General features: G+C 70.8%; 11 protein-coding genes. 2 read left to right on the top strand and 9 right to left on the bottom strand.

The features are described from left to right. Nucleotides 1-330 precede the first annotated feature (330 nt). A complete protein-coding gene (locus QF035_RS07565; RefSeq protein WP_307519135.1) occupies nt 331-1,362 on the top strand; it encodes a 7-epi-alpha-eudesmol synthase in 1,032 nt (343 codons plus the stop codon). Between the two features lie 110 nt (nt 1,363-1,472). Here QF035_RS07565 and QF035_RS07570 read toward each other — a convergent pair whose 3' ends face one another. The 5 genes from QF035_RS07570 to QF035_RS07590 are packed head-to-tail and all read right to left on the bottom strand — an operon-like array spanning nt 1,473 to nt 5,724. After that, complete coding sequence (locus QF035_RS07570; RefSeq protein ID WP_307519136.1) at nt 1,473-2,726, bottom strand: cytochrome P450; 1,254 nt, start codon at nt 2,724-2,726, stop codon at nt 1,473-1,475. Then, nucleotides 2,723-3,343: a GTP-binding protein gene (locus QF035_RS07575; protein WP_269651842.1), complete on the bottom strand. Its 621-nt coding sequence runs from the start codon at nt 3,341-3,343 to the stop codon at nt 2,723-2,725. The genes QF035_RS07570 and QF035_RS07575 overlap by 4 nt, the downstream gene beginning before the upstream one ends. Then, nucleotides 3,324-3,695 carry a DUF742 domain-containing protein gene (locus QF035_RS07580; RefSeq protein ID WP_189844169.1) on the bottom strand — a complete coding sequence of 124 codons (372 nt, stop codon included), beginning with the start codon at nt 3,693-3,695 and terminating at the stop codon, nt 3,324-3,326. Before QF035_RS07580 ends, QF035_RS07575 begins: the two co-directional genes overlap by 20 nt. Then, the gene (locus QF035_RS07585) at nt 3,692-4,102 is read right to left on the bottom strand and encodes a roadblock/LC7 domain-containing protein (protein ID WP_055611716.1); all 411 of its coding nucleotides are present in this window, start codon (nt 4,100-4,102) and stop codon (nt 3,692-3,694) included. The genes QF035_RS07580 and QF035_RS07585 overlap by 4 nt, the downstream gene beginning before the upstream one ends. A 5-nt stretch (nt 4,103-4,107) precedes the next feature. Then, on the bottom strand, nt 4,108-5,724 hold the full coding sequence (locus tag QF035_RS07590; protein ID WP_307519137.1) for an ATP-binding protein: 1,617 nt from the start codon (nt 5,722-5,724) through the stop codon (nt 4,108-4,110). A 359-nt stretch (nt 5,725-6,083) separates the two neighbouring features. On the opposite strand from QF035_RS07590, the gene QF035_RS07595 reads away from it, so the two are divergent. Further along, nucleotides 6,084-7,547, top strand: a complete 1,464-nt coding sequence (locus QF035_RS07595) for a cytochrome P450 (RefSeq protein ID WP_307519139.1) — start codon at nt 6,084-6,086, stop codon at nt 7,545-7,547. A 6-nt stretch (nt 7,548-7,553) separates the two neighbouring features. Here the strand turns inward: QF035_RS07595 and ccrA are convergent, their stop codons facing one another. From ccrA to QF035_RS07615, 4 genes are all read right to left on the bottom strand, one after another. After that, entirely contained in the window at nt 7,554-8,855 is a 1,302-nt protein-coding gene (gene ccrA, locus QF035_RS07600) for a crotonyl-CoA carboxylase/reductase (protein ID WP_307519140.1), read from the bottom strand. An 88-nt stretch (nt 8,856-8,943) separates the two neighbouring features. Continuing rightward, a complete protein-coding gene (locus tag QF035_RS07605) occupies nt 8,944-9,924 on the bottom strand; it encodes an alpha/beta hydrolase (RefSeq protein WP_307519141.1) in 981 nt (326 codons plus the stop codon). A gap of 13 nt (nt 9,925-9,937) precedes the next feature. Continuing rightward, complete coding sequence (locus QF035_RS07610; protein ID WP_307519142.1) at nt 9,938-14,083, bottom strand: alpha/beta fold hydrolase; 4,146 nt, start codon at nt 14,081-14,083, stop codon at nt 9,938-9,940. Further along, nucleotides 14,080-15,813 (bottom strand): fatty acyl-AMP ligase, encoded by a 1,734-nt coding sequence (locus QF035_RS07615; RefSeq protein WP_307519143.1) that lies wholly within the window; start codon nt 15,811-15,813, stop codon nt 14,080-14,082. The genes QF035_RS07610 and QF035_RS07615 overlap by 4 nt, the downstream gene beginning before the upstream one ends. Nucleotides 15,814-15,883: the final 70 nt, after the last annotated feature.

The raw sequence follows: 15,883 nt of genomic DNA on the forward strand, positions 1-15,883 counted from the left end.
GCGGCGCTCCGCCCACGGCTCCACGGCGACCGGGTACCCCGCCTGCGGAAATCAGTCGGCCACGCGCCCACGCCCCGTCGGTGCCGGTGGCGAACGTGCCCATTCGGCCACGGAGACCGACAAATCACCGAGGTCACGGAGTGGTGTAACGCAGGTCACGGTCAAGTCACCGAGGTCGCGGCATAGATCATTTACGATCAGGGCAGCCTCGTAGCGTAAATCGAGTCAACTTTCGCCTCGGGAAACGCAGTTCGAGCCAGCGGGCGTCAATTTCGACGTCCGCCCCACAGGGATGGGGGGCCCTGTGCATCGTCTCAAGAGAGGACGCGAATGCCGCAGGACGTCAGGTTCGACCTCCCCTTCACCACTCCCGTCAGCGAGCACCTCGAGTATGCCCGCGCCCGCCATCTGCGCTGGGTATGGGACAAGGGCCTGGTCCGCAGCCAGCCCGGATTCGAGGAATACCGCTCCTGGGATCTGCCTCAGGCGGCAGCCCGCACCTATCCCTACGCTTCGGCGAACGACATGGTCGTCCTGATGAACTGGTTCTCGCTGGCCTTCCTGTTCGACGACCAGTTCGACTCAGGTAGGCCGGATCGCGCCGATCGCATAGCGGAGGTCGCGCGGGAGCTCATCGCCACCCCCTTGCGTCCGGCGGGCATCACTCCGAGAGTGGCGTGCCCGATCACCATGGCGTGGGCGGAGGTCTGGGCCCACCTTTCGGATGGCATGTCTCTGACATGGCGCACGCGGTTCGCGGCCTCCTGGGGCCGCTTTCTTGTGGCGCACACCGAGGAGGTCGACCTGGCCGCCCGCGGCCTGGCCGGCACGCTCGACCTTCAGGAGTACGCCGAGTTCCGCCGCCGTACTGTCGGCATCCACCACAGCATCGACGCCGGTGAGCGCAGCCGCGGCTTCGAGGTGCCCGCCGAGGTGCAGGCGCATCCGCTGATGGAGAGAATGCGGGACCTGGCCGCCGACACCATCGGCTTCATGAACGACATCCACTCCTTCGAGCGCGAGAAACGCCGAGGGGACGGTCACAACCTGATAGCCGTCCTGCACCGCGAGCGTCGCTGCGGATGGCAGGAGGCCTCCGACGAGGCGGTCAGGATGACCACGGACAGCCTTGCCGAGTACCTCGAACTGGAGGCGCAGGTACCGCAGATGTGCGACGAACTGAGCCTGGACGAGGACGACCGCGCGAAGGTCCGGATGGGCGTCGAGGCCATCCAGCACTGGATAAACGGCAACTACGAGTGGGCACTCACGTCGGGCCGCTACGCGGCGGACAAGGAATCCCCGGCCGCCAAGGCCGAGTTGGCGGGCCAGGGCTCACTGGACGACCTGCTGGCAGTCTGAAAGACAGTTCTCCGCGCCCCGAAAGGGGCGCGGAGAACTGCGCGACCAGCCACATCCAACCGCCGGCCAACAAACAAACAACAGTCGCCCCCCACCACCCGGCGGAGCGCCTACGCCGCGAACTCGACCGGAAGCTGGTTGAGCTTTGCCTCCCATGTGGAGGCCGTAGAGGTGAGCTCATCCGGAGACACCGCGAGCCGCAGCCCCGGCAGCCGGTGCAGCAGCACATCGACGGCCGTCTCGATGATGGCCTGGCCGATGTTCTGCCCGGGGCACTCGTGCGGCCCCCCGCTGAACGCGAGGTGCGACTGGTTGCCATGCACGGAGATGCCGACGTCGGGCCGGATCTCCGGGTCGACGTTGCCCGCGGTCAGGCCGAGGACGAGCAGGTCACCTTCCTGGATACGGTGACCGCCCAGTTCGAGGTCGGCCGCGGCGAACCGCCCCGGCAGGACGGCCAGCGGCGGGGTGTTCCACATGACCTCCTCCACGACGGCGGAGATGTTCAGCTGCCCGCTGACCAGACCGGAGAGCCGGTTGGCGTCGGTGAGCACCAGTTGGAGCACCCGGGCCAGCAGATTGCTGGTGGTGGCGTGGGCGGTGATCAGCACCAGACGCAGATGGTTGAGTATCTCGTCGTCGTCGAGGTCGGCGTGGTGCTCCAGCAGCCCGGTGGTGAAGTCGGAGCCCGGCTCCACCCGCTTGCGCTCGGCGAGTTCACCGAGGATCTGCATGATGCGGTCGTTGTGGACGAGGGCGTCCGCACCACCCTTCATCACCTGTGCGCAGGACTCGGCGAGCTTCCGCCCCTCGCCCTCCGCGAGCCCGAACACCCTGGTCAGTACGAGCATCGGCAGATACTCGGCGTACTCGGCCACCAGGTCGGCACTGCCCGCACCGGCGAACGTGTCGATCAGTTTGTTCGCGAAGTGTGTGACATGGCGGCGGATGCCACGGCCCGCAACGGCCTGCAGGTTGTCCGTCACCGCACCGCGCAGCCTGCGGTGCGGTTCGCCGTCCTGGGAGACGCAGTCGGGCCGCCACCCCAGCATCGGAATCAGTGGCGAGGTGCTCTCGACACGCCCTTCCTTCCAGTCCCGCCAGATCCGCGAATCCCGGCTGAACTGGCGGGGGTTGTCGAGCACCCGCCGGTTCTCCCGGTAGCCGAGGACCAGCCACGCCGGGATGTCGCCCTCCAGCAGTACCGGCGCGACCGGCCCGTGCTGCTTGCGCAGCCGCGAGTAGATACCGATCGGGTCGGTCGCCGCGTCGGGCCCGTAGAGACGGGTGAGTCCGTCTCCCCCGCCGTGCGCGACCGGGCAGCCGCTCGGGGCGTCGGGACCGTTTAAGGGCTGGTCGGTCATCGGGACTCCAGAGCGACTGCGGAGCGTTCTTTGAGGTGGCGTATCAGCGCGATGAGCACATCACGGCTGGACGCCCGGTCGCGGGCGTCGCAGGCCACGATCGGGGTGTGCGGGGAGATGTCCAGGGCGTCGCGGATCTCCTCGACCGGGTGGTCCTTGGAGTCGGGGAAGACGTTGAGGGCGATCACGAACGGGACGTTCTGCCGCTCCATCTCCTCGATCGCCCGGAAGCTGGAGGCCAGTCGACGCGTGTCGACCAGGACCACGGCCCCGAGCGCCCCCTTGAACAGCCCGTTCCACAGGAACCAGAACCGCTCCTGACCGGGAGTGCCGAACAGGTACAGCACCAGCTGGTCGTTGATGCCGATCTTGCCGAAGTCGAGGCTGACGGTGGTCTCCTGCTTGTCCGCCACCCCGATCAGGTTGTCCACGTCGGCGCTGGCCTGGGTCAGCGTCTCCTCGGTGGTGAGCGGCTTGATGTCGCTGACCGAGCGGACCATGGTGGTCTTACCGGTGCCGAACCCGCCGGCGATCATCACCTTCACCGAGCGGGCGCCGGCCGGCAGAGTGCCGTCGGCCGGGTGCCGGTCGGGATGGTCAAAGCCTTTCAAGTCCACTGAGTACCTCCTCAAGGAGCGCGAGGTCGGGCCCGCGACCGGCGTTCGACGCCGGGATGGGGTCACGGGCTTCAACGCGTCCTGCGTCCAGCAGATCGGCCAAGAGCACCGCGAGAATGTTGAAGGGCAATCCGAGATGGGCGCCGAGTTCGGCCACCGACAGCGGATCGCGGCAGCGCCTGAGGATCTCCTCGTGCTCGTGCTGCAGGCCGGGGACGGCCGCGGCACGGGAGGTGATGAGGGTCGCCACGTCAAGGCTCGACGACGAACCGCCCGGTCCGCTGCGACCGCCCGTGAGGACGTAGTAGCGCTCGAGACCGGACGGGTCCGTGGGTCGGCGGGGACCACTCATCCAGAGTGCTCCTCCAGGCGCGGAGTGGTGCCGAGGAGCTCACCCATCCTGCGGGCAAGGTCCCTCATCTGGTGGCCGAGCAGGCCCTGGTCGAGCCCCTCCCTGGCGAGTACTCCGAGGTACGTCTCCACGCCGGCGCGCACCACGAAGAGGTGACCGCCGTCGACCTCGATCATCGCGAGGCGCAGTTGCCCGGCGTATTTGGGGAACTGCTCGGCCACGGGCTGGGCCAGTGCCTGCAGGCCCGCCACCACTGCGGCGAAACGGTCCACGTCGTCGGGGTCGTCGGCGCCGTAGGAGGTGATGGCCTTGCCGTCGCTGGAGGCCACGAGGGCGAAGCGGATCTCCTGGATGCTCTCCACCAGATCGCGGAGCGCCCAGCTCACGTCGGTTCCCTGTTGCGTCATGTGGACTAGTCGCTCTCTTCAGTGCGGTGCTCTGTGGACTCACGTCCGGCGGCCGGCTCGTGTCCGGCGGCCGGCTCACGTCCGGCCGTGGCAAAGGCGGCCAGGCCGGTGAAGGACTCGTCCGGCGGCACCGCGTGCGAGGCGGTGGCGGTGGACTCTTCCTCCCGTGCGACCGACTTGGGCCTCTCGGACTCGGCTCGCCTGCGGCGCCGGGGCAGACCGCCGGGAGTGGTGTCCCCGGTCTCCTCCGGCTCCTCGGCCGGACCCGGTTCCTCGGCCTGGGCCGAACCGGTGCCCGGCGCGGCGGAGACCGCGGCGGCAGGAGCCGGCGCCGTGACGGCGGCGGGCAACTGGCTGAAGTACTTGTGAGGTACCACGATGACCACTGAGGTGCCGAGCCACGGGGAGTCCGCGAAGGTGACCCTGATGCCGTACCGGCGGGCCAGGGCTCCCACCACGCGCAGACCGAGATGGGCGTCCTCGGACACGCCACCGAGGCCGGGGCCGGGGGCCACACCCTCCAGCGACTGGAGGGCCTCCTGCTTCTTCTCCTCGTTGAGGCCCTTGCCGGAGTCCTGGATCTCGACGCCGACGCCGTTGGGCACCTCCTTGCCGGAGACGATCACCGGCTCGGTGGGCGGGGAGTAGCGTGCCGCGTTGTCCAGCAGATGGGCGAAGATCAGCGTGAGGTGGTCCACCATGCCGCCGTCGACGCCGAGTTCGGGCAGGTGCTGAACCTGGACGCGGTCGAAGTCCTTGATCCGGCCGATGCCGCCGCGCACCACGCTGAGCAGGCGCTGAGGCTCCTGCCACTGCCGGCCGGGCCGGTCCGAGCCGCCGAGTACGCCGATGCTCGCGGCCAGCGAGTCGGCGGGGCCGAGCTGCTGGTCGAGCTCCATCAGGCCCTGGGCGACGGAGGGCAGCCTGCCGTGTTCGCCCTGCATCTCGTGGAGCCGGCCGCGCAGCTTGCTGGTCAGAACGTGGATACGGCTGCCGATGCTGATGACGGCCTGTTCGGCGGAGGTGGAGCGGTTGAACTCCTGCTCCACGCCGATGAGCGCCGTCCTGAGCACCTTGCGCAGCTGGGCCTGCAGGTCGGCGCCGACCTCCGCGCACTGGTTGACGGAGGGCAGGACGTCGTCGATGGAGTCACCGGCCCGCAGCCGCTCCAGCGCCTCGGGCAGCTGCTGGTCGGCGAGCTGGGCGACGGCCGCGAGCTGCCGGTCGAGCTGCTCCTGCCAGGCCTGCGTCTGCTCGGCGATCCGCGCCTCGTAGGCCTTGGCCTGCTCGGCCAACTGCGCGTCGAACGTGGAGCGTTCGGCGGCGTACTTGCGCTCCAGACCGGCCACGTGCTGCTGCCACTGCTGGGAGTGTTCGGCCTGCGCGTTCCTGAACTCGCCGGCACTGCGGCGCAGCTGGAGCTGGGAGCGGACGAGAAGTCGTACGGAGATGGCGCTCGCAGCCGTCGCCGCGACGCCGGAGACGATCGCGGGTATCTGGGTCGAGTCGGGTCCGGCGACCGCGGCGGCGACGGTTCCAGCGCCTAAGGCCAGCGGCATCAGCCACCAGCTGTACCAGGCGGCCGGTGCCCGCGCCTCCGGTGGCGGAGTGGCAAGTTCCATCTGCATCCTTCGAAGCAACACGATCGAACAGGGGGGGAGAAGCTCGGGGCAGCACTCGTCGCGCGGTGATCCACCCCGCGACGGGCATGCGTGGACAGCGAGCGACAACCGATTGATGTCCCGTCAACTCGCCGCGCCTCAGGGAACCTTATCGGGTTTGATCTACCTCAGATCAACCTCTCCCGTCCGGTTCTGTGAAGCTTTCGTCACGCTCCGACCTGGCCTTACGGGTCGACAAATCCCTTAACCCATCAGCCACACCGAAGGGCGGTGTGACGAAAACGGCGGGTACGACACGGATCGCGTGGGCATGCATGTCATGATCACAGCACCCGAGTTGATCTTGAGGAGACTCACCGATGAGCGGTGTATCAGGTTCTCCCGCCGCGGCACCGACCGCGCCCGGCCGCCTGCCCTTGATCGGACACGGACACCAACTGGCCCGACGTCCCCTGGAGTTCATGAACGCGCTGCGCGAGCAGGGCAGCGTCGTGAAGATCCTGATAGGCCCCACCGCCGCCTATGTGGTCACCGACCCGGCCGTCACCCGCCGAGTGCTGGTGACGGAGGTCGACGCGTTCGCGAAGGGCGGCAAGATCATCGACGCGCTGCGGGTGTTCTTCGGCGACGGCCTCGCCACGATCGCCGACGGCGACCTGCACATGAAGCACCGGCGGCTGATGCAGCCGATGTTCAACAAGTCCCACATCGCCACCCGTGGCGACGTCATGATCAGCCACGTACGGACGGCGACCGAGGCCTGGGCGGAGGGGGTCGCGCGTGACACGTACGAGGACATGAACGACCTGACGCTGTCGACCTTCCTCGTGGCACTCTTCGGCTCGGGCCTGCCGGGACACGTCGAGCAGGAGTTCCAGGGCCTCATGCCGGAGATCATGCGTGGCACGATCCGGCAGACCATCCTGCCCGGCTGGGTGACGAAGCTGCCCCTGCCCGCGAACCGCGCGCACGAGCGGCGGGTCGCCCGGCTGCGAGTCCTCATCGACCAGGCCATAGACCACCACCGAGCCCAGTTGGCGTCCGCGGAGCAGCCCGCGCCCCCGCCCGGCTGCCCCGCCCATCAGGACGGCGCGCAGGCCGAGGGCACCGAGTCACGGACCGGCCTCTTCTCCACTCTTCTCACGGCCGACGACCCCGAGACGGGCCCTCTCTCGCGCCAACAGCTCCAGGACGAGGCGATCACCCTCCTCACGGGCGCGATCGAGACCACCGGGACAACCCTGGCATGGACCCTGTACGAGATCAGCCGCAACCCGGGGATCGAGCGGAAGCTGCACGCCGAACTCGACGCCGTCTGCGGTGAACGCCCGCTGCGCCAGGAGGACCTGGGCTCCCTGCCGTACATGCGCAGTGTCCTCAAGGAGGCCATGCGCATGTACGGACCCGCCTGGCTCGTCACCCGGACGACCACGCGACCGGTCGTCCTCGACGGAGTCCCGATCCCCGAGGGCGCGGACGTCGTATACAGCCCGTACGTCCATCAGCACGACCCCGAGGTCTATGCGGACCCCGCGGCCTTCGACCCGGGCCGTTGGGAGCCCGAGCGCGCCAAGAGCATCAACCGCTCCTCGTTCCTCGCTTTCGGGGACGGCCGGCGCAAGTGCATCGGCGAGGAGTTCGCCTGGACCGAACTCCTCATCGTCCTGGCCACCGTCGTCCAACGCTGGCGGCTGACCCTCGCCTCCGCTCCCCCGCGCCCCCAGGCCATCGTCACGGTCAAGCCCGACAAGCTCTCGATGACACCGCAGCCGCGGGTCCCGACGAAGGCCCAGGAGCACGAGGAGCAACCCGCTCCTTCCTGATGACGGTCACATCCCGGTGAGGCGCTCCCTCCGCTCGGCATCCACGACGCCCAGCCCGGGCCCGGGAGCCAGCGCGAGCACCCCCACCTTGCCCAGGTGGGCGTTGTTCTGGACCAGGCGGGCCGCCTCTGCCGTGTCGGTGAGGGGGTAGGTCTCGGTGAGGGCGGGAGTGAGGTGACCGAGGTCGAGGAGGCGGCCGACGGCGGCCTGTTCGTGGAGGTTGGAACCGTGGCTGCCGATGACGCGCTTGAGGCGCATCCAGAGGTACCGGTTGTCGAACTCGTGCTGGTAGCCGGTGCTGGAGCCGCACGTCACCACCGCCCCGCCGCGGCGGACAACGAAGACCGAGACGCCGAAGGTGGCCCGGCCGACGTGCTCGAAGACGATGTGCGGGTCCTCCCCGGTCGCGGCCCGGACCAGCTTGCCGAGCCGCTTGCCGACCAGGGCGGGATCGGCGGGCGGCTCGCTGCCGCTGAGCCCGATCTCCTCCCGGTTGATCACGTGGTGGCAGCCCAGCCGGCGGGCGTACTCCGCCTTCTGCTCGCTGCTGACGACGCCGACGGCTATGCCCCCGCCGTTGCGGACCAGTTGGACCGCGTACGCGCCGAGGCCGCCCGCCGCTCCCCAGATCAGCACCACGTCGCCCTGGGTCATCCGGGCACCCCGGTCACTGACCAGCATGCGGTACGCCGTGCCCGCGCACAGCGGGTTCGAGGCGGCCTCCTCCCAGGTCAAGTGAGCGGGTTTGGGGAGGAGTTGGCTGGTCCTGGCCACGGCGTAGTGGGCCAGTCCTCCGTAGTTGGTCTCGAAGCCCCACGCCAGCATGCCGGTGCCCAGCATGCCGTCGGCGTGGGTCGCCGGGTCCTCCTCGTCGACGTACACCGGGCTCACCACGACCGGGTCGCCGACCCGCCATCTGCGCACACCCGAACCCGTGCGCACGACGACGCCGGAGGCGTCCGAGCCGATGACGTGGAAGGGCTGGTCGTGCCGGGCCGCCCAGCGGTCCTGGCGGCCGAAGTGCTTCAGGAAGCTGAAGGTCGGGATGGGTTCGAACATCGCCGACCAGACGGTGTTGTAGTTGATGCCGCTGGCCATGACGGCCACCAGCACCTCGTTCGGGGCGAGTTCGGGCATCGGCACCGCGCCGATGTGGATGGATTTCCGTACGTCCTTGTCGGCGACTCCGGTGAAGCTGTCGACGTCCTCCGCGCGCAGGTGGGCGGCGGTGAAGCGGTCGGGTGGGGGCAGGTGCTCCAGTTCGCTGCGGGCGGCTCCCGCGACGACTGCCTCGGCCAGGGCATCCATGGTGGTTCCTCCTTGAGGGGATCGACTCGGGTCAGAGGTCCGCTCGGGCCGGGGCCCGGTCAGGGGGCGGCTCAGGCCGGCGCCCGGGTCAGCTCAGGCCGAGGCCCGCCGCGAGCATCGGCCACGACGCCTTGAACTCCTGTCGCCAGTACGGCCACGCGTGTGCTCCGCCGTTGTAGAAGTGCACCTGGGCCGGGATGCCCAAGGTGTCCAACCGATCGGTGAACCGGTGCGCCTGGGACCAGAGCGCGCCTTCGAGCACCGCGCCTTCGAGGTTGTCGAAGTCACCGCCCGCCAGGCCGCTCCCCTGGGAGATGTACAGCTTGGTGCCCTTGAGGTTGGCGGCCTGCGCGGAGGGGTTGTGCCGGTTCCAGTTGTCCCGGTTGAGCAGCGGGCTGCCCCAGAGCGTCAGCGGCAGCAGTTGTTCCCGGGCGACGATCGCGTTGAGCACGGTCGGCATGCCGAACGCCGTGGTGTCGAGGATCCCGCTGTACGAGGCGGCGGCCGTGAAGGTCCCGGGGTGCCGTGCGGCGAAGGCCAGGGCCCCGTAACCGCCGGTGGAGACACCGGCGACCACACGTTTCGTCCCCGCCCGGAACTTCTGCTGCAGCACCCCCATCAACTCGTCGACCTGGAACGTCTCGTAGTCCGGTGCGCCGGCGCTTCCGTAGTTCCACCAGTCGGTGGGGATACCGGTGGGGCCGGACGACGGCATCACGGTGATGACGTCCTGGCCGGCGAGGAAGTCGACGACGTCCGTCTCCCTCGTCCAGGACGTGTAGTCGTCGTGCGCGCCCTGGAGCAGATAGAGCACGGGCCAGGTGCGGTCGGGCTGCGCGGCGTAGCCGGTCGGCAGGACCACCCGTACGGGCAGGGACGCGCCGACCGCCGGGGAGGCGACCGTGAGGTCGACGGTTCGGGCGTCGAGCCACTTCTGGGCGACGATCGTGGCGCCCGCGGCCACCGCGGCGGCGGGAGCGGCCGTCGCGGGTGGGGCGTTGAGCCCGACTCCCGCGCCGAGCAGGGCCGTTGTCACCGCGAGCGCGGCGCATCTCCGCTTACGAGTCATGGGGCAAGTCCCTTCAGGAGTCCCGCAGATCGCGTGTCAGCAGTGCGGCCAGCGTGTCGACGACCGGGGGGTCGAGCAGCGACAGATGGTGGCCGGGCAACGGAACGACGGTCAGGTCGGCGCAGTGCGCGTCCCAGCCGAGCGTCGCGTCGCCGCGTTCGTAACGGGGGTCGTGGACGGTGTGCGGGGCGGTCTCGCTCGCCCGGTAGAGCAGGGTGCGGCCCGCGTAACCGCCGGGCCGGTGGCACTCGCCGCTGCGCAGGTCCAGGTAGGAGGTCCGCTGGTGTTCGAGGACCGCTTCCGGCAGTTCGACGGTGTCCTGCAGCACCTTGACGACGAGGTCGATCCGTCCCGCGTCGTCGAGCCCGGCGAGTTCGTCGTACGGCAGGTCGGGCGCGGCGCCGTAGGTGCGTTCCACGTACGCGGCGAAGTCCCGGAAGTGCCGCAGGGCCAGGTCGGTCGTGGTGAGGCTGGTGGGCAGAGGCAGTACCGAGTCGAGCAGGACCAGGGCGGCGACTCTGCCGTGCGGGGCGAGCCGCCGGGCCGCCTCCTGCGCGACCAGACCGCCGTACGACCAACCGCCAACGACCCAGGGGCCTTTGGGCAGCTCCCCTCGTACTCTCCGGGCGAACTCCTCGGCCCGTCCCGGCACATCGTCGGGGTCGGGCTGCCGGTCGAAGCCGTACACCGGGCGGTCGCCGTCCAGGCAGTGCGCCAACCGGGCGTAGACCTCGGCGGATCCGCCTGCGGCGTGGGCCAGGAAGAGGGGGGTGCCTGGGCCGGTTCCCGGGAACCGGCGGAGAGGGGTCGGGGTGTCGGGCCGGGTTGCGGATCCTCCCCGTACGAGCGCGTCGGCGGCCGAACTCACCGCCGTCCCCGGCTCTTTCGGATCGCCGGGCGTCGCCTGCCCTCCCGGAGCACCGGCCGTCTCCGCCTCTCCCCCGGTCTCCAGCAGCTCGGCCACGCCCCTCAGCGTCCCGCGTCTGAGCAGTACTCCGGGCTCCACCTCGATGTCGAACTCCCGCTGTACCGCGGCCCGTATCCGCACGGCCGTGAGGGAGTCCAGACCGAGGTCGGTCAACGGGGTGTCGGGGTCGAGACGTTCGGGGCTGTAGCCCATGACCGCGGCCACGCACAGCCGGAGCCGTTCGAGAGGACGGGCGGCCGGGTCGAGAGGCGCTGACCGGGGCGGCTCCTCGGGCGGTTCCTCCCCCGCCCAGAAGCGACGGTGCCGCCAGCGGGGCGACGGGACGTCCACGATGCGGCCCTCGGGATGCAGTCCCTCCCGCGGCTGGGCCACCCGTACGCCGTGGACGAGCAGCGTGGCCAGCGAGGTACGGAAGGCGAGCGCGTCGTCGGTGTCGCGCCGCAGGGTGGGAACGATCAGCGCGTCCCCGGCGCCGGCATCGCGCAGGGTGTCGGTCAGCGGGTGCAACTGCGTGGCGTGCGGGGCGACTTCGACGAAGACGCGGTGTCCGTCATCTGCTGCGGCGCGCACCGCCTGTGCGAAGCGGACGGGGTTGCGCAGGTTGGCCGCCCAGTACTCCGTGTCGCAGGGCACGGTCTCGCGGGGATCGCCGAGCGCGGTGGAGTAGCGGCGGCAGCGGGGTGCGGAGTGCCGGACCTCGCCCAGTTCCCACGCGAACTCCGGGAGCAGTGGCTCGACTTCGGGCGAGTGGCCCGCCCCCGACACACCCAGCGAACGGGCGAAGCCGCCGTTCTCGGTCACCCGGGCGACCAGCCCGGCCACGTCCTCGGCCGAGCCCGTGACCACACACTGCGCGGGAGAGGAATGCACGGCCACTTCCAGCGTGCCGAACTCCCTCGCCAGCACAGGAATTTCGGCCGCCGGTAGCTCCACGACCGCCATGGCTCCGCCGGTCAGCCGGTCCAGCAGCCGGGAGCGTACGGCGACGATCCGGGCGCCGGTGGCCTGGTCCAGCGCGCCCGACACGACGGCCGCCGCGATCTCTCCCAGGGAGTGGCCGATGACGGCGTCGGGTTCGAGGCCGTACGAGCGCCACAGTTCGGCGAGGGCGACCTGGATGCCGTAGAGCACGGGCATGACCGCGGCGGGGGTCGAGAGGTCGGCGTCGGGTCGGAGTCCGGCGCGCAGGGAGAGCCCCGCGTGGTAGCGGACGAGTGGTTCCAGCCGGTCGACGGCGGCCGCGAACACCGGTTCCGTGGCGAGGAGTTGGCGGCCCATACCGGGCCACTGGGAGCCGTAGCCGGAGAAGACCCACACCATGGGTCCAGGCCCGCCCGGCCGGTCCTCCCCCGTGACCAGCCGCGGGGAGGGGTCGCCCGCCGCGAGACGGCCGAGTGCGGTGCGGGTCTCGGCGCGGTCGCGGGTGACGAGGGCCGCGCGATGGCGGCCACGGCCGGTGCGCCCGGCGAGGGTGCGGGCGAGTTCGGCGTCGCGTACGCGTCGGCTGTCGGGGGTGTCCAGCCAGTCCGCCAGTTCGCCGGCGTAGGCGCGTACGCGCTCCTTGGTCGGCCCGTCGAGCAGAAGCAGCGCGGGGCGTCCGGCGGGGCCCTTCGCCCGGGCGGCCGGGCGGTGTTCGGCGAGGACGACGTGGGCGTTCGTACCGCCGAAGCCGAAGGCCGAGACGCCCGCGGTGGCCGTGCCCGAGTAGCGGGGCCAGGGTTCGGGTGAGCCGACCACGCGCAGGCCGAGCGCGTCGAGGTCGGCATGCGGGCCCGGGCGGTTGAAGTGCAGGTGGGCGGGGATCTCGCCGTGGTGCAGGGCGAGCACGGTCTTGATCAGGCCCGCGATACCGGCGGCCGCTTCCAGGTGGCCGAGGTTCGTCTTGGCGGAGCCGATCAGGAGGGGCTGGTCCAGGGAGCGACCCCGGCCGAGCACGGCGCCGAGGGCGCTCGCCTCGATGGGGTCGCCGAGGGCGGTGCCGGTGCCGTGCGCCTCCACGTAGTCCACGGTCGTCGGGGCGGTGTGCGCCTCGGCGAGGAGGGCGCACTGGGCCTCGGAGTTGGGGGCCGTCAGTCCGTTGGAACGGCCGTCGGAGTTGACGGCCGTCGCGTGGATCACCGCCAGGACGCGGTCGCCGTCGCGTTCGGCGTCAGGGAGCCGTTTCAGTACGACGACTCCGCAGCCCTCGCCGCGTACGATCCCGTCGGCCGCGGCGTCGAAGGCCTTGCAGCGGCCGTCCGGGGCGAGGGCGCCCGCGCGCTGGAAACCGAGGGTGACGGCGGGGGTCAGGAGCAGGTTCACCCCGGCGGCGAGTGCCGTGTCGCTCTCGCCCGTCACCAGGCTGCGTACGGCGTGGTGCACCGCGACCAGCGACGACGAGCACGCCGTGTCGACGGACAGGCTGGGGCCGCGCAGGTCGAGGGCGTACGACAGGCGGCCCGCGGCGATGCTCATGGACGCGCCGGTGGCCGTCCAGGCGTCCACGGCTCGGAGGTCGGCGGTCGTCAGGTGCGCGTATTCGTTGCCACTGATGCCCACGAAGACACCGGTGCGGGTGCCCGCGAGCGTGGGTGCGGCGAGGGCCGCGTGGTCCAGGGCCTCCCGGGTGACTTCGAGGAGCATGCGGTGTTGCGGGTCCATGGCGGTCGCCTCGTGGGCGGGTATGCCGAAGAACTCGGCGTCGAAACCGGCGATGTCGTCGAGGCCGCCGAGAAAGGCGCCGTGCCGGTTCACGTCGTCCGGCAGGCGTTCCGGATCCCGGACGAAGGGGTCCCAGCGGCCGGGCGGAAGTGTGCCTACCGCGTCGCGGCCTTCGGTGAGGAGTTGCCAGTATTCGTCCGGGGACGTGACGCCGCCGGGGAATCGGCAGCCGACGCCGATGACGGCGACTGCGGGGGTCGGTTCGGTAGTTCGGTTGGTGCCGGCCCGCCGTGGCTGATCGCGCCCACGCGGCGGAGCCGCATATGTCACAGCCCCGCGCCCCTTATGGGGCCGGGTCTCCTCCAGTCTTCTCACCAGTGTGTCGATCGTCGGGGCCTCCCACAGCAGTGTGTCCGGGAGGCGTCTTCCGGCCAGTTCGCTCAGGTCGGATGTGAGGGCCACCGCGTCTCGGGAGGTCAGGCCGACCTCCGCCAGGGGCCTGTCGTCGGGGAGTTGGCCCGGGCTGACCCCGTACCAGTCCTGGAGCCGCCCGGCGACCAGCTCGCGGATCTCCCTGCGCGACACGCTCATCGTGGCCCGAACCCGCCGTCGAGGAAGCGCGCCCGGGCTGCCGCGCGGGACACCTTGCCGCTGCTCGTGCGGGGGACGGAGCCCGGCGGTACGAGCCGCAGTGAGCCGAGGCGCAGCCCGTGGCGGGCGGAGATCGCGGCGCGCACGACGCGTTCGGCGTTCCGCGAGTCCTTGGGCGTCGGGTCGGTGTCGCGCCGGTGTTCCGCGACCACGACGAGGTCCTCGCCCACGTCATCCGCCCGGGTCACTCCGAACGCGGCGAGGTGGTCCCGGCGGATCAGGGCCACTGCCGTCTGTACGGTCTCCTCGATGTCCTGGGGGTAGTGGTTGCGCCCGTCCACGATGAGTACGTCCTTGAGGCGGCCGGTGACGAGAAGCCGCCCTTCGTGCAGGGCGCCGAGGTCGCCGGTGCGCAGCCAGTCCTCGGCCGCGCCGAAGCCGAAGGTCTCGGCCGTGAGTCCGGCGCGCTTCCAGTAGCCGAGGCCGATGTTGGGGCCGCGCAACTGGATCTCGCCGACCCGCCCTTGCGGCAGTACGACGCCGTCCCGGCCGACGATCCGCAGCTCCTGCCCGACGGGTGTCCCGCACGGGACGAGGACGGCCCCCGCCTCGTCCGACGTCTCCTCGATCCGCCCTTCCGTGAGCGCGCCGGCGTCGCAGACGACGGCCGAGGACGGTTCGTCCCGGGAGCTCGCGGTCACGAACACGGTGGCCTCGGCCAGGCCGTATGCCGGACAGTGCGCGGCCGGGTCGAGCCCGGCGGGCGCGAAGGTCGCGTGGAAGCGGTCCACCGTCCCGGCGCGCACCGGTTCGCTGCCGTTGATGAGCACCCGTACGCGGTCCAGGCGGAGTTCGTCGACGAGCCCCGGGTCGGTGCGGGCCACGCAGTAGTCGTACGCGAAGTTCGGGGCGGCGCTGACGGTGCCCTCGTACGAGCCGAGGAGGCGCAGCCAGCGGGCGGGGTCCTGGAGGAAGGCGGAGGGGTCCATGAGGACGGAAGGGAAGCCGCCCACGACGGGTGCGGCGATGCTGAGGACGAGGCCCATGTCGTGGAAGAGGGGCAGCCAGCCGACCGTGGTGGCGGCGTCCGGGTCGGCGATGAACGCCTGGATGGCCTGGCGGGCGTTGGCGACGACGTTGGCGTGGCTGATCATCACGCCGGCCGGGATGCGGGTGGAGCCGGAGGTGTACTGGAGGTACGCGATGTCGTCCGGCTCGGCGGCGCCCGACGGTTCGCCCGAATCGATGAATCCACCGCGCTGGACGGGGAGTTGGTCCACAGGTACGACGGGAACCTCCGGCAGGCCGCGTTCGCGGATGAACTCGCCCATCGCACGGGCCGTTTCGGAGTCGCTGAGCAGACAGGCCGGTTCGCAGTCGGCCAGCACGGCCGCCAGTCTCCCTTCGTGGCCGGGGAGTTGCGGACCGAAGAGAGGTACGGCGATGACGCGGGCGTACAGGCAGCCGAGGAAGCCCGCCGCGTAGTCGAGCCCCTGGGGAAGCACGAGGGCGGCGCGTTCGCCGGGGGAGGCGATCTGGACGAGCCGGTCGGCGACGGCCCTGGCCCGGGCGTCGAGGGCGCGCCATCCGAGGGCCCGGTGCACTCCGGTGGGGGCGCTGTCGGGGAAGTCGACGTGGCTGAAGGCGCGTTGCTGCGGACGGTGTCTGGCCCAGTGCCTCAGATGGTCCGTGAGTGAGGCGGATTCGGCGGCGGGCCGGACGGAGGTCATGGGTGCTCCAACTGGGTCGGCGGCGGCGCGAGTTGAGCGAGAGCGGGAGGGACGAGGGGCGAGTGCGTCC

Origin of the sequence: Streptomyces umbrinus, from assembly GCF_030817415.1 — a bacterium.
GTDB lineage: Bacteria > Actinomycetota > Actinomycetes > Streptomycetales > Streptomycetaceae > Streptomyces > Streptomyces umbrinus_A.

Bases quoted from the DNA above. Each gene is read 5' to 3' on its own strand.
- QF035_RS07570 (WP_307519136.1), bottom strand. From the start codon at position 2,726: ATGACCGACCAGCCCTTAAACGGTCCCGACGCCCCGAGCGGCTGCCCG.
- QF035_RS07585 (WP_055611716.1), bottom strand. From the start codon at position 4,102: ATGACGCAACAGGGAACCGACGTGAGCTGGGCGCTCCGCGATCTGGTG.
- QF035_RS07605 (WP_307519141.1), bottom strand. From the start codon at position 9,924: ATGACTCGTAAGCGGAGATGCGCCGCGCTCGCGGTGACAACGGCCCTG.
- QF035_RS07615 (WP_307519143.1), bottom strand. From the start codon at position 15,813: ATGACCTCCGTCCGGCCCGCCGCCGAATCCGCCTCACTCACGGACCAT.
- QF035_RS07595 (WP_307519139.1), top strand. From the start codon at position 6,084: ATGAGCGGTGTATCAGGTTCTCCCGCCGCGGCACCGACCGCGCCCGGC.
- QF035_RS07580 (WP_189844169.1), bottom strand. From the start codon at position 3,695: ATGAGTGGTCCCCGCCGACCCACGGACCCGTCCGGTCTCGAGCGCTAC.
- ccrA (WP_307519140.1), bottom strand. From the start codon at position 8,855: ATGGATGCCCTGGCCGAGGCAGTCGTCGCGGGAGCCGCCCGCAGCGAA.
- QF035_RS07610 (WP_307519142.1), bottom strand. From the start codon at position 14,083: ATGAGCGTGTCGCGCAGGGAGATCCGCGAGCTGGTCGCCGGGCGGCTC.
- QF035_RS07590 (WP_307519137.1), bottom strand. From the start codon at position 5,724: ATGGAACTTGCCACTCCGCCACCGGAGGCGCGGGCACCGGCCGCCTGG.
- QF035_RS07565 (WP_307519135.1), top strand. From the start codon at position 331: ATGCCGCAGGACGTCAGGTTCGACCTCCCCTTCACCACTCCCGTCAGC.